7 protein-coding genes are annotated in these 13,861 nt (G+C 62.1%); 4 read left to right on the top strand and 3 right to left on the bottom strand.

Annotated elements, in window-relative coordinates; all coding sequences use genetic code 11:
• Positions 1 to 40 precede the first annotated feature (40 nt).
• Genes KHA73_RS19045 through KHA73_RS19030 form a run of 4 tightly spaced genes read left to right on the top strand, consistent with a single transcriptional unit; the run spans position 41 to position 9,737 of the window.
• Entirely contained in the window at positions 41 to 6,022 is a 5,982-nt protein-coding gene (locus tag KHA73_RS19045; protein WP_234585998.1) for an alpha-2-macroglobulin family protein, read from the top strand.
• 54 nt (positions 6,023 to 6,076) lie between these two features.
• Entirely contained in the window at positions 6,077 to 8,425 is a 2,349-nt protein-coding gene (pbpC, locus tag KHA73_RS19040) for a penicillin-binding protein 1C (RefSeq protein ID WP_234585997.1), read from the top strand.
• Positions 8,426 to 8,483: 58 nt separating this feature from the next.
• Entirely contained in the window at positions 8,484 to 9,254 is a 771-nt protein-coding gene (gene truC, locus KHA73_RS19035; RefSeq protein WP_234585996.1) for a tRNA pseudouridine(65) synthase TruC, read from the top strand.
• A 33-nt stretch (positions 9,255 to 9,287) separates the two neighbouring features.
• On the top strand, positions 9,288 to 9,737 hold the full coding sequence (locus tag KHA73_RS19030; protein ID WP_234585995.1) for a flavodoxin: 450 nt from the start codon (positions 9,288 to 9,290) through the stop codon (positions 9,735 to 9,737).
• 27 nt (positions 9,738 to 9,764) lie between these two features.
• Here the strand turns inward: KHA73_RS19030 and KHA73_RS19025 are convergent, their stop codons facing one another.
• The 3 genes from KHA73_RS19025 to glnD form a co-directional block, all read right to left on the bottom strand.
• A complete protein-coding gene (locus tag KHA73_RS19025; protein ID WP_006318690.1) occupies positions 9,765 to 10,154 on the bottom strand; it encodes a DUF3461 family protein in 390 nt (129 codons plus the stop codon).
• 129 nt (positions 10,155 to 10,283) lie between these two features.
• Positions 10,284 to 11,108, bottom strand: coding sequence for a 2,3,4,5-tetrahydropyridine-2,6-dicarboxylate N-succinyltransferase (dapD, locus tag KHA73_RS19020; RefSeq protein ID WP_061796737.1), 825 nt, complete (start codon positions 11,106 to 11,108; stop codon positions 10,284 to 10,286).
• 42 nt (positions 11,109 to 11,150) lie between these two features.
• On the bottom strand, positions 11,151 to 13,829 hold the full coding sequence (gene glnD, locus KHA73_RS19015; RefSeq protein WP_234585993.1) for a bifunctional uridylyltransferase/uridylyl-removing protein GlnD: 2,679 nt from the start codon (positions 13,827 to 13,829) through the stop codon (positions 11,151 to 11,153).
• Between the last annotated feature and the right edge of the window lie 32 nt (positions 13,830 to 13,861).

Here is a 13,861-nt window from a genome sequence, read left to right as displayed (position 1 = left end):
TTGGCTGGGTCTCTGCAAAGGACCATAAGGTGCTGCAATAATGGATTTATTAAAGTTTATCCTTCGTCTGCCTTTTACATTAATCAGGGGGGCATTTCGCCTGCTGGCCGGGCTGCTGGTTTTGCTGGGGCGCCTGTTCAGACCGCTGCTCGGCAACCTTAACTGGACGGCGCCGGGCTGGTGGGCCGCGCTGTCCGGCGGCCTGAAACGGGCGTTTTTGCGCCTGGAAAGCGGCGTGGATAAACGCCCGAAGGCGGTCAGCCTGGCGTTGCTGCTGCTGTTGTGCGCCGCGGGCGGCGCCTTCTACGGTTGGCACTGGTGGCAGAACCGGCCGCAGCCGATCGAGCCGGCGCCGATGGTGTATCAGCAGACCCGCGTGGAGATCGCCAAGCCCGAGCCGTTCAACTACGCCGCACAGAAATCGCCGCCGCAGACGCTGAGCCTGGCGTTCAGCAATTCGGCGGCGCCGTTGGCCGACGTCGGCAAGGCGGTCAGCAAAGGCATCACGCTCAAGCCGGCCGCAGAAGGCCAGTGGCGCTGGAGCAACGGCTGGACCCTCGTCTTCACGCCGAAAAAACCGCTGCCTATGGGGGCGAAATACGACGTTGAGCTCGATCCCGCCGCTTTGCTGGCGCCGCAGATCAAACTCGCCAACACCCATTTTACCTTTAACCTGCCGGCGTTCGATTACCAGCTGGGGCAGGCGGAGTATTACCAGGATCCGCAAGACGCACAAAAGCGCAGCGCCATCTTTAATCTGAAGTTCAATGCGCCGGTCGACGTGGCCAGCTTTGAAAAACAGGTCACGCTGGGGTTGAAGGAGGGCAACGCCAAGTCGGAGAAAAAGCTGAATTTTTCGCTGGTCTACGACGAGAAAAAGCTCAACGCCTGGGTGCATTCCGAACCGCTGAAACCGCTGGACCAGGGCGGTGCGGTGCATTTGACCGTCGGTCAGGGCATTAAAGCGCTGGTGCCGGCCAACGCCGTCGGCGAGGCGAAAAGCAACTGGGTGACGGTGCCGACGCTGTACAGCCTGGCGCTGAACGACGCCGGCGCGCAGGTGGTGGACGCCGACGGAGGCAAGGGGCAGCGCGCCCTGATCCTCGCCTTCAGCGATGCGGTGAAGGATAAAGAGCTGGCCAATGCGGTCAACGCCTGGCTGCTGCCGCAGCACGATCCCGACGACGCCGAGGCGGCCAAGGATCCGAACGATTTTCACCACTGGGATACCGACAGCGTCGCCAAAAGCGTGCTGGCGCAGTCGACGCCGCTGCCTTTGGCGCTCAACGAGGCGGAAGACGCCTATCAGCCGCAGTTCAGCTTCCGCTTTGACGCCCCGGCGCACCGCTTTGTGTTGATTGAAATCGACAATCGGCTGACCTCGGCCGGCGGATACAAGATGCCGAAAAAGGCTTACCGGGTAGTCGAGGTGCCTGAGTTCCCGAAATCACTGCAGTTCATGTCGCAAGGCTCGCTGCTGTCGGTCAACGGCGACAAACAGATCAGCGTGGCGGCGCGCAACGTGGCCGGGCTGCGCCTTGACATCAAACGGGTGATCCCGAGCCAGCTGCAGCACATCGTTTCCTTCAAAAGCCGGGAATATTCCTCGGCGGAATTTAACCGGCTCAATGACGAGTATTTCACCGAGCGCTTCAAATACCAGACCGCGCTCAATAACGACCAGCCGGGCGAGGTGAATTACCAGGGCATCGATCTTTCGCGCTACCTGTCCACTAACCCGGATTCCCACCGCGGCGTGTTCTTGCTGACGCTGTCCGAATGGCAGCCGAACCAGAAACCGGCGGCGGAAGGCGAGGCGGAGCAAGGCGAGGAGCAGGGAGAAGATAGCGCTGCCGTCGGCGATTCGCGTTTTGTGGTGGTGACCGATTTGGGCATCGTCGCCAAACGTTCGCAGGATAAAACACAGGATGTGTTCGTGCAGTCGATCCACAGCGGCGCGCCGGTCGGCAATGCCAAAGTGTCTGTTGTCGCCAAAAACGGCGTCACCTTGCTCAACCAGACAACCGACGCCAACGGCCACGTGCGATTCCCGGCGCTGGACGTTTACACCAACGAGCGTCAGCCGGTGATGTTTCTGGTGGAAAAAGAGGGGGATGTCTCCTTCCTGCCAACCGGCAGCTATAACGATCGCGGGTTGGATTTCTCGCGCTTCGACGTTGCCGGTGAAGAAACGCCGACCGATCCGCGGGCGCTCAGCAGCTATCTGTTCTCCGACCGCGGCGTTTATCGGCCGGGCGATAGCTTCAATATCGGCCTGATCACCCGCGCCGCAGACTGGGGCGTCGGGCTGGCGGGCGTGCCGGTGCGCGCTGAGGTGCGCGATCCGCGCGACAAGCTGATGGCTACGGTGCCGCTTACCCTTGGCGCCAGCGGTTTCAACGAGTTGAGTTATACCACCGATGAAAACTCGCCGACCGGTGAATGGAGCGTCTATCTGTATCTGATCGGCAAGAACAACGACACCTCGACGCTGCTTGGCCATACCGCAGTCAACGTGAAGGAGTTCGAACCGGATCAACTGAAGGTGAAACTGGAACTGACGCCGGATCGTCGGCAGGGCTGGGTGAAACCTTCGGAGCTGCAGGCCAACATCGACGTGCAAAACCTGTTCGGCACGCTGGCGCAGGATCGTCGGGTAACCTCGAAGCTGACGCTGCGGCCGATGTATCCGAGCTTTGACCGTTTCCCTGATTACGCATTCTATGAAAATCGGCAAAACAACGACGGTTTTGAAACCGAGCTGGAAGACCGCACCACCGATGAGCGGGGAGCGGCCAATATCCCGCTCGACCTGAAGTCCTATGCCGACGCCACCTACCAGCTGCAGCTGCTGTCGGAAGCCTTTGTCGCCGGCGGCGGGCGCTCGGTGGCCGCCAGCGCGCGGGCGCTGGTATCGCCTTATGATTACCTGGTGGGCGTGAAGGCGGATGGCGATCTGGGCTACATCAACCGCGATGCGGCGCGCCATCTGAAGGTGATCGCCATCGATCCGTCGTTGAAACAGATTGCTTTGCCGGGCCTCAGGCAGGTGCTGATCGAACAGAAATACATTTCGGTGCTGACCAAGCAGGATTCGGGGGTATACAAGTACCAGTCGAAGATGAAGGAAGTGCAGCTGTCGGAGCAACCGCTGGCGCTGAGTGAACAGGGCAACGACCTGCAGCTTGCGACCGACCGGCCGGGCGATTTCGTGCTGGCGATCGAGGATGCACAGGGCAAGACGCTTAATCGCGTCGCGTACAGCGTGGCCGGCAACGCCAATCTCAGCCGCTCGCTGGACCGCAACGCCGAACTGAAGCTGAAGCTGAACCAGGCGGAGTACCAACCCGGCGACGAGATTGAAGTGGCGATCAACGCGCCTTATACCGGCAGCGGCCTGATCACCATCGAGAAAGACCGGGTTTACGCCTGGCAGTGGTTCCATACCGATACCACCAGTTCGGTGCAAAAAATTCGTTTGCCGGCCGGCATGGAAGGCAACGGCTACATCAACGTGCAGTTCGTGCGCGACGTCAACTCCAGCGAGATCTTCATGAGCCCGCTGAGCTACGGCGTAATGCCGTTCAAAATCAGCACTCGCGCCCGGCAAAACGGGCTGGAAGTGACGGCGCCGGCGGTGATCAAACCGGGGGAAGACCTGACGATGACGGTGAAAACCGATGCGCCGCAGCAGGTGGCGCTGTTCGCCGTCGACGAAGGCATTCTGCAGGTGGCCCGCTACCGGTTGAAAGATCCGCTGGAGTTCTTCTTCAGCAAGCGCGAGCTGAGCGTAACCAGCTCGCAAATTCTCGATCTGATCCTGCCGGAGTTCAGCAAGCTGATGGCGCTGACGGCGGCGCCGGGCGGCGATGCGGGGGAAGGGTTGGATCTCAACCTGAACCCGTTCAAACGCAAGCGCGACAAGCCGGTGGCTTACTGGTCAGGCATTACGGAAGTGAGCGGCGAGAAGCAGTTCGTCTACCCGGTGCCGGACTACTTCAACGGCAAGATTCGGGTGATGGCGATCTCGGTGACGCCGGACAAAATCGGCAAGGCGCAAACCGCCGCGACGGTGCGCGATAATTTTATCATGACGCCAAACGTGCCGGCGATGGTGGCGCCCGGGGATGAGTTCGATGTCAGCGTCGGCGTCAGCAACAACCTTGAAGGGTTGAATGGCCAATCGGTCGCGGTGAACGTTCAACTGACGCCGCCGCCGCAGCTCGAGGTGATGGGCAACGCGACGCAAAGCCTTTCGTTGGCGGAAAAACGCGAAGGCGTGGTCAACTTCCGCCTGCGCGCCCGCGCAGCGTTAGGGGACGCGCCATTGGCGTTCGACGCCCGCTACGGCGACAAAGCCAGCCGCCGCACCATCAGCACTTCGGTGCGCCCGGCGATGCCGTACCGCACCCAGTCGGTCATGGGGCGTATGAGCGGCGCCAGCCAGAACGTCGACGGCCTGCGCCAGATGTTCGACGCCTATGCGCAGCGCCGGGCGGCGGTTTCCCATTCGCCGCTGGTGTTGACCAGCGGGTTGGCGCAGTACCTGGCGGATTACCCCTATTACTGTTCTGAGCAGATAGTCAGCCGGTCGATTCCGCTGATCCTGCAAGGCCGCCACCCGGAAATGCGCGGCGGCCTGAGCCAGGTGGAGGTCGGCAAGCAGCTGCGCAACCTGATGGGCGTGCTGCGTTCCCGCCAGAATGACAGCGGCGCCATCGGCGCATGGCGCTCATCGCCGGACGCCGATCCCTTCGTCACGCCGTATGTCGTGCAGTACCTGCTGGAGGCGAAAGAGGCAGGGTATGCGCTGCCGGAGGGCATGCTTGACGAAGCCAACGGCGCGTTGCGCGAGCTGGCGGCCAGCGGTTTTGACGACCTGTATTTGCTGCGCCTGCGCAGCTGGGCGGTTTATCTGCTGACGCGCCAGGGCGAGGTGACCACCAACGCCCTGGCGGCAGTGCAGGATACGTTGCAAAAGCGCTACCCGGACAGCTGGAAAACCGACCTGAGCGCGCTGTATCTGGCGTCCTCCTACCGGTTGCTGAAGATGGACGACGAAGCCGCCGCGCTGCTGCAGCCAAGCTGGCAGCAGCTGAGCAAAGCCTATGACCAGGCCTGGTGGACGCAGAACTATTTCGATCCGCTGGTGCAGGATGCGACGCGTCTTTATCTGATTACCCGCCATTTCCCGGAGAAGGTGGCGTCGATCCCGCCGCAGGTGCTGGAAAATATGGTGCGGGCGTTGAAAGAAGAGCGCTACACCACCTATTCCTCTGCAATGAGCATTCTGGCGCTGGAGAGCTATTCCACCCAGGTGGCGGCGCAGGCCACCGGTGAAGGGGGGCTCGGCATCGAGCAGCTTGGCAAGGGCGGCAATGCGGCGCCGCAGCGTATCGCCGAACTGCAGGGGCTGTTCGCGCAGGGGCAGTTTACCGCTGACGCCGCCGCCGTGCGCTTCACCAACGGCGGCGATGCGCCCGCCTGGTACGTGGTGACGCAGGCCGGTTATGACCTCGCGGCGCCGCAGAAAGCGCTGGCGCGCGGGCTGGAGATCACCCGGGATTACACCGATGAACAGGGCAAACCGCTGGAGCAGGTTAGGTTGGGGCAAAAGGTGAACGTCCACCTGAAGATCCGCGCCAATTCTAAAGAAGGGCAGAGCAATTTGGCGATCGTCGATCTGCTGCCGGGCGGGTTCGAAGTGGTGCAGCAAACGCCGCCGGAGCCGGCTGCCGACGATAGCGGAGAGGGCGAAGCGCAAAGCAGCGGTTGGCAGTCGCCATTGGCGGCTTCCGGCTCCAGCTGGGCGCCGGATTACAGCGATATCCGCGAGGATCGGGTGATCATTTACGGTAGCGCCGGCACCGACGTGCAGGAGTTCGTTTATCAGATCAAGGCGACGAATACCGGCAGCTTCGTGATCCCGCCGGCCTATGGCGAAGCCATGTATGACCGCGAGGTGCAGGCTATGTCGGTGAGTAGCGGCAAGCTGGTGGTGGTACCGGCGGAAAATAAATAAGCCGGCCGGCGCCGGGCGGCTGAGGGTCGCCCGGCGCCGGGGCGTTGAGAACAGATGAAAATCCTGAAAACACCCTGGTTGCAAAATGGGCTGATGGCGATATTCCTGCTGACGCTGGTGCTGGGCGCCGTTCGGCTCTGGCCGCATCCGCCGCTCTCCCAGGGCTTGCCGCTGTCTTCCGCCTATTACGATCGCCACGGCGCGCTGATGCGCATCACGCTGGCCAATGACGAACGCTATCGCCTGTGGACGCCGCTGGAGCAGGTTTCCCCGCTGGCGGTGCGCGGGCTGTTGCTGCACGAGGATCGCTGGTTCTACTACAACCCCGGTTTCAACCCCGTCAGCCTGGCGCGCGGTTTTTGGCGCAGCTATATCGCCGGCGGCAAGATGCAGGGCGGTTCGACCATCAGCATGCAGCTGGCGCGCATGCGCTGGCATCTCAATACCCGCACGCCGGGGGGCAAGCTGCAGCAGGTGCTGCGCGCCGTTCAGCTGGAGCTTAGCTACTCCAAACATGACATTCTGGAAGCCTATCTTAATTACGCCCCCTATGGCCGCAACATCGAGAGCGTCGGCGCCGCCAGCCTGATCTATTTCGGCAAGGCGCCGCGGGATTTGACCCTGCCGGAAGCGCTGACGCTGGCCGTCTTGCCGCAGTCGCCAAGTTATCGGCTGGAGCCTAAAACCGGCGTGCTGGGCGCCGCCCTGACGCAGGCGCGCCACCGGCTGTTCCAGCGCTGGCAGCAAGCTTACGCCACCGACGGCAGCCAACGGGCATTGTTTCAACTGCCGCTGGCGCTGCGCCAGCCCGAGCAGATGCCTTATATCGCACCGCATTTTATCGAGCAGCTGCGCCAGCAGACTCAGCAGTTGGTTCGGCGGGATACCCGCGTCGACACTACGTTGGATGCGGGGTTGCAGCTGCTGGTGGAAAGGCAGGTAAACGCCTTTATCGCCCGCAACCGGAGCCGGGGGATCCATAACGCCGCAGCGTTGCTGGTGGACAGCCGCGATATGGGGGTAAGGGCGTTGGTGGGCTCGGCGGATTATTACAACCGCCAGATCCAGGGGCAGGTGAACGGCACCAATGCCAAACGCTCCCCCGGCTCGACGCTGAAGCCCTTTATCTATGCGTTGGGCATGGAGCAGGGCGTGCTGCATCCTATGACCATTCTGAAAGATGTGCCCTCATCCTTTGGCGCCTACGCGCCGGAGAATTTTGACCGGCGCTTCCTCGGCCCGGTAACCGCCACCGACGCCCTGAACTTCAGCCGCAATATTCCCGCCGTCTATGTGGCATCGCAGCTGCGGCAGCCGAGTTTTTATCAGTTTCTGCGCTTGTCCGGCGTCGCCAATATGGCCAGCGAGAATCACTATGGGCTGGCGCTGGTTCTGGGCGGCGGCGAGGTGACGGCGCAAGAGCTGGCGAAGCTGTATGCCCTGCTGGCCAACCGCGGCGAGCTGCGCCCGTTGCGCATGCTGCGCGGCGATGCGCGGCCGCCGCCGGTGCGTCTGCTGAGCGAAGAGGCCAGCTTCATCACGCTGGATATGCTGCGCCAGCACCGTCGGCCGGGCGATACCCTGGCCGCGCGCGCGTCGTCGCTGCCGGTGTACTGGAAAACCGGCACTTCCTGGGGGTTCCGCGACGCCTGGAGCGTGGGGATTTTCGGCCCCTACGTGCTGGTGGTGTGGGAAGGCAACTTCGACAGCAGCGGCAACAATGCGTTGGTCGGTGCCGCCGCCGCCGCGCCCTTGTTCTTCAACATCATCGACAGCCTGAACGCCAGCTACCCGGCCCTGCGGGAGCCAAGGCATCCGTGGCCGAAACGGCTGCGGCGGGTGGATATCTGCCTGGCCAGCGGCGATTTGCCGACTCCCTGGTGCCGGCAGAAGGGCAAAACCTGGTTTATCCCCGGCAAATCGCCGATCAAGGTCGACAGCGTTTATCGCCCGGTGGTGCTGGATATTCAAAGCGGTGAAGTCGCCTGCCCGCCCTATGATCCGGCACAAACCCGCACCGAGGTGTTTGAGTTCTGGCCTTCCGATCTGGCCAACGTTTTCGCCCAGGCAGGTTTGCCGAAGCGCGCGCCGCCGGTCAACCGCTGCAAGGATAACGGTATCGCCGTCGGCGGCAACGCGCCGCGCATCACCTCGCCGCTGAAGAACACGACCTATACCCTGCGGCAGTCGCAGCAGGGGCGTGACAAAATCGCCTTCAATGCGGTGACCGACGCCGACAGTAAAACGCTGTACTGGTTTGTCGACGATATTTATCTCGGCAGCAGCGCCAGCAAAAGGGCCATTGACTGGCGGCCGGTCAACAATGGGCAGTACCGCATCCGGGCGGTGGACGATCGCGGCCGGGCCGACAGCCGGCTGGTAACCATCGAATGGGTTAACTAGCGCCGCACGCCTGTTATACTCGCGCCGAAATTCGGGTTTTTACGTAGGAACAAAGATTGTGATTGAGGTTTTGTACCGGGATGAGCACCTGGTGGCGGTGAACAAACCGTCCGGCTGGCTGGTGCACCGCAGCTGGCTGGATCGCCACGAAACGCGGTTTATGATGCAGACGGTGCGTGACCAGATCGGTCAACACGTGTTCACCGTGCATCGCCTCGACCGCCCAACCTCCGGCGTGCTGTTGATGGCGTTGTCCAGCGAGGTGGCGCGCCTGCTGTCGCAGCAGTTCGAGCAACATCAGGTGCAGAAAACCTATCATGCGGTGGTGCGCGGCTACGTGCAGGAGGGGGCGACCCTTGACTACCCGCTGACGGAAGAACTGGATAAGATCGCCGATAAGCATGCGACGGCCGACAAGGGCCCGCAACCGGCGGTGACCCACTATCGGCCGCTGGCGCAGGTAGATATGCCGGTCGCCATTGGGCGCTACGAGAGCGCGCGCTACAGCCTGCTGGAGCTGAAACCGGAAAACGGCCGCAAGCATCAGCTGCGCCGCCATATGGTGCACCTTCGCCATCCGATCATCGGCGACAGCAAGCACGGCGATCTGCGCCAGAACCGCGGTATGGCGCTGCACTTCGGCTGTGCGCGGCTGATGCTGCACGCCAGCCATCTGCAGCTGAACCACCCGGTGACCGGCCAACCGCTGCACATTTCCGCACGTTGGGATGAACCCTGGCAGGGCGTGATGGCGCAGTTTGGTTGGGCGGGGGTTTTCCCTGAACTTGCCGGGGTTGAGTTTAACGCGGGTAACGGTCAGGATAGCTGACAATTTTCAAAGGTAATGAAGGGAGTAGGAGCCATGGCTCAGGTTGGTATCTTCGTGGGAACCGTTTACGGTAATTCGCTGTTGGTGGCGGAAGAGGCGGAAAATATCCTCAGGGAACAGGGCCATGAGGTCAAACTGTTCGAAGAGGGCCGGCTGGAGGCCTGGCAATTTTATCGCCAGCACTACGCGCTGGTGATCACTTCGACCACCGGGCAGGGCGATCTGCCGGACAGCATTGCGCCGTTGTTCCACGCCATCCGCGACCAGGTCGGCTACCAGCCGGAGCTGCACTATGGGCTGATTGCGCTGGGTGACAGCAGCTATGACAATTTCTGCGGCGCCGGGCGCGCGTTCGATGCGCTGCTGCAGGAGCAGGGCGCGACCCGCGTAGGTGAAACGCTGGAGATTGACGCCATGGAACAGCCGGAGCCGGAGGTCGTCTCCTGTCCGTGGGTCGAGCAGTGGGGCAGCTTGCTGAAATGAAAAAGGGCCGGGTGAACCGGCCCTGAATTATTTGCCGCGGGTCAGCTTTTCCAGATCGGATTCGATCTCGGCGATTTTGTGCGACACCACGCCTTCCAGATGGCGCAGGTCGTCGAGAATTTTACGCTTCAGGTCCACTTCCACCTGATCGCGCTGGCACAGCTGATCCAGCTCGTCGATCACGTAACGCAGGTTCGGGTTGATCTCGTGGATTTCCTTGTAGCCCTGCCCGGCGTTGTCCGCCACCACGGTTTTACGCTGGCGCGGGTACTTGAACTTCACGCTCTTGGCGAAGAACTCGCCCTTGTCCTTGCGGAAATAGATCTTGAGGATGTCGTTATTGGCCTCTTGACGCAGGCTATAGCGATCGACGTCTTCCGGTTGATTGATGCCCAAACTCTTCAAGTTATCGTACATACTGCGCCCTCTTTAGATGTGATCGTTATATTCCACGACTGCGATTATGGCGGAAAAGCGGGTCTGCGACTGTGACTGCCTACGAAACGCAGACAAAAAAATAGCGGGTGAATCACCCGCTATCTTAATTTAGTCGATGGTGCGCAATAACTCATTAATGCCGACTTTACCGCGGGTCTTGGCGTCGACTTTCTTGACGATCACCGCGCAGTACAGGCTGTAAGAACCATCTTTGGACGGCAGGTTGCCGGATACCACCACCGAGCCGGCCGGTACGCGGCCGTAGTGCACTTCGCCGGTTTCGCGGTCGTAGATGCGGGTGCTTTGGCCAAGGTAAACGCCCATGGAAATCACCGAGCCTTCTTCCACGATCACCCCTTCAACCACTTCGGAGCGTGCGCCGATGAAGCAGTTGTCTTCGATGATGGTCGGGTTGGCCTGCAGCGGCTCCAGCACGCCGCCAATGCCGACGCCGCCGGACAGGTGGACGTTCTTGCCGATCTGCGCGCAGGAGCCGACGGTGGCCCAGGTATCGACCATGGTGCCTTCGTCGACGTAGGCACCGATGTTAACGTAAGACGGCATCAGCACGGTGTTGCGGGCAATGAATGCGCCCTGGCGCACGGTCGCCGGCGGCACCACGCGGAAGCCTTCTTTCTGGAAGCGCGCTTCGTCGTAGTCGGCGAACTTCATCGGCACCTTGTCGTAATAGCGGGTTTCTGCGCCATCCATCACTTTGTTGTCGTTGATGCGGAAAGAGAGCAGCACGGCTTTTTTCAGCCACTGATGCGTTACCCACTGACCGTCGATCTTCTCGGCAACGCGCAGTGCGCCGCTGTCCAGCAGGCCGATCACCTGGTTTACCGCTTCGCGCGTTACGCGGTCTACGTTCGCCGGGGTGATGTCCGCACGGCGTTCGAAGGCGCTTTCAATAACGTTCTGTAATTGCTGCATTCTGTTCTCTGTCCTGATGTTGTCGGTAAAAAGTTACTTGTATCACATTTTATCGTTTGGATTGAGGGCCTCTGTCAACCGTTGTTCCAACTTTCTGCGCGTTTCCTGATCGAGGGCGCGGCGATCGCTGTCGGCAAGAATAAATAAATCTTCCACCCGTTCGCCGATGGTGGAAATGCGCGCGCCATGCAGCGACAGGCCGAGATCGGCGAACACTTCACCCACCCGGGCCAGCAGGCCGGGCTGATCGAGCGCGGTCAGCTCCAGATAGCTGCGGCGGTCGGTGTGGGTCGGCAGGAAGCTGACTTCGGTCGGTACGCTGAAGTGACGCAGCTTGGACGACGGCCGGCGCACGCGCGGCGGCTGGTATTCGCGCTGGGTGATGGCCTGCAGCAGCGCGTGGCGGATCGCCGCGTGGCGATCCTGCGCCAGCGGGCTGCCGTCCGGCTCCAGCACGATAAAGGTGTCCATCGCCATGCCGTCGCGGTTGGTGAAGATCTGCGCGTCGTGCACGCTGAGGTTGCGGCGGTCCATTTCGCCGGCCACGGCGGCGAACAGGTAAGGGCGGTCCGGGCTCCAGATGAAAATCTCGGTGCCGCCGCGCGTGGCCTGGCGGCTGACCAGCACCAGCGGCTGGGTCGAGTCGTGGGCCAGCAGATGGCGCGCGTGCCAGGCCAGCTGGTTCGGCGAGTGGCGCAGGAAGTAGTCGGCGCGGCAGCGGCTCCAGATGCGGTGCAGCGCCTCTTCGTCGATGTTGTCCATGCGCAGCAGCGCCAGCGCCTGCAGCCGGTGATGCCGCACGCGCTCGCGCAGATCCGGGCTGTTTTGCATGCCGCGGCGCAGCTGTTTTTCGGTGGCGAAGTACAGCTCGCGCAACAGGCTTTGCTTCCAGCTGTTCCACAGGGTTTCGTTGGTGGCGCAGATATCCGCCACCGTCAGGCACACCAGGTAGCGCAGGCGGGTTTCGCTTTGCACTTCGGCGCTGAACTGTTGAATAACCGTCGGATCCTGGATGTCGCGGCGTTGGGCGGTCACCGACATCAACAGGTGGCAGCGCACCAGCCAGGCGACCAGCTGGGTCTCGCGTGAATTGAGACCGTGCAGCTCGGCGAACTCCTGCACGTCTTCCGCGCCGAGGATCGAGTGATCGCCGCCGCGGCCTTTGGCGATGTCGTGGAACAGCGCCGCCAGCAGCAGCAATTCCGGGTGCGGCAGGCGCGGGTACAGCTCCACGCACAGCGGGTGGCGTGGGCGGGTTTGCGCGTCGGCGAAGCTTTCCAACTTCTGCAGCACGCGGATGGTGTGCTCGTCGACGGTGTAGGCGTGGAACAGGTCGAACTGCATCTGGCCGACGATCTTGCCCCACTGCGGCATATAGGCCCACAGCACGCTGTGGCGATGCATCGGCACCAGCGCGCGCGACACCGCGCCCGGGTGGCGCAGGATGGCCATAAACAGATCGCGCGCCTCCGGAATGGTGCACAGCGGCTGCTTCAGGTGGCGGCGCGCATGGCGCAGCTGGCGCACGGTGGTGGAGTAGATGCCCTTGATCTCGCGGTTGCGCACCATCAGGTAGAACATGCGCATGATGGCTTCCGGCTGGCGGATGAACAGCGTTTCGTCGCGCAGGTCGATCAGGTTGCCGCGCAGCTGGAAGTCGTCGTTCAGCGGGCGCGGTTTTTCGGTGGCGTCCAGCGCCAATATCGCTTCGTCGAACAGCTGCAGCAGCATGTGGTTCAGTTCGCTGACGCGGCGCGTCATGCGGTAGAAATCCTTCATCATGCGCTCGACCGGCTCGTTGCCTTCGCCCTCGTAACGCAGCAGTTGCGCGACGTTGAGCTGGCGGTCGAACAGCAGGCGGTTGTCGTAGCGCGGCAGCACCAGGTGCAGCGCGAAGCGGATGCGCCACAGGAAGCTCTGGCACTCGTTCAGTTCGTTGCGCTCCGCCTGGGTGAGGAAGCCGAAGCCGACCATTTCGTCCAGCGAGGTGGCGCCGAAGTGGCGGCGCGCCACCCACAGCAGGGTATGGATATCACGCAGGCCGCCCGGGCTGCTCTTGATGTCCGGTTCCAGGTTGTAGCTGGTGCCGTGATAACGCTGATGGCGTTCCTGCTGTTCATTGATCTTGGCGTGGAAGAATTTGGGCGAAGGCCAGAAGCCGTCGCTGAAGATGTGCTTTTGCATCTGCAGGAACAGCGCCACGTCGCCGCAGATCATGCGCGACTCGATCAGGTTGGTGGCCACGGTCAGGTCGGCCAGCCCTTCCAGCAGGCACTCTTCCAGCGTGCGCACGCTGTGGCCGACCTCCAGCTTCAGATCCCACAGCAGGGTGATGAATTCGCCGACCCGCTGCGACTGCTGTTCGTTAAGCCGGCGCTGGCTGAGCACCAGCACGTCGATATCCGACAGCGGATGCAGCTCGCCGCGGCCATAGCCGCCGACCGCCACCAGCGCGGTTTCCGGGATATCTTCAAAGCCGTAAAAGGTCCACAGGCGGCGCAGCAGCCGGTCGATGAAATCGCTGCGCGCCGCCACCAGGCTCTCGGCGCTGGAGCCGGCGTCGAACGCCGCCGCCAGCCATAGCTGGAACTGCTCCAGACGCTGTTTCAGCGCCAGGCAGTTGAGCTCTTCGTCCGCGTAGACGTTGGGATACTCAGGCTGCTTCGGCACGGCCTGCGGCGGGATGACCGGGGTTTCCTGATGGCGAAAATTTTCAGACATAATACGCTGCCCATAAAAAAGGCCGGCAAAAG

The sequence above is a fragment of the Serratia entomophila genome (assembly GCF_021462285.1).
Classification (GTDB): domain Bacteria; phylum Pseudomonadota; class Gammaproteobacteria; order Enterobacterales; family Enterobacteriaceae; genus Serratia; species Serratia entomophila.
The sequence above is the reverse complement of the archived record's forward strand: the minus strand, read 5'-3'. Positions and strand labels throughout refer to the sequence as shown.

Bases quoted from the DNA above. Each gene is read 5' to 3' on its own strand.
- KHA73_RS19025 (WP_006318690.1), bottom strand. From the start codon at position 10,154: ATGTACGATAACTTGAAGAGTTTGGGCATCAATCAACCGGAAGACGTC.
- KHA73_RS19030 (WP_234585995.1), top strand. From the start codon at position 9,288: ATGGCTCAGGTTGGTATCTTCGTGGGAACCGTTTACGGTAATTCGCTG.
- KHA73_RS19045 (WP_234585998.1), top strand. From the start codon at position 41: ATGGATTTATTAAAGTTTATCCTTCGTCTGCCTTTTACATTAATCAGG.
- dapD (WP_061796737.1), bottom strand. From the start codon at position 11,108: ATGCAGCAATTACAGAACGTTATTGAAAGCGCCTTCGAACGCCGTGCG.
- glnD (WP_234585993.1), bottom strand. From the start codon at position 13,829: ATGTCTGAAAATTTTCGCCATCAGGAAACCCCGGTCATCCCGCCGCAG.
- pbpC (WP_234585997.1), top strand. From the start codon at position 6,077: ATGAAAATCCTGAAAACACCCTGGTTGCAAAATGGGCTGATGGCGATA.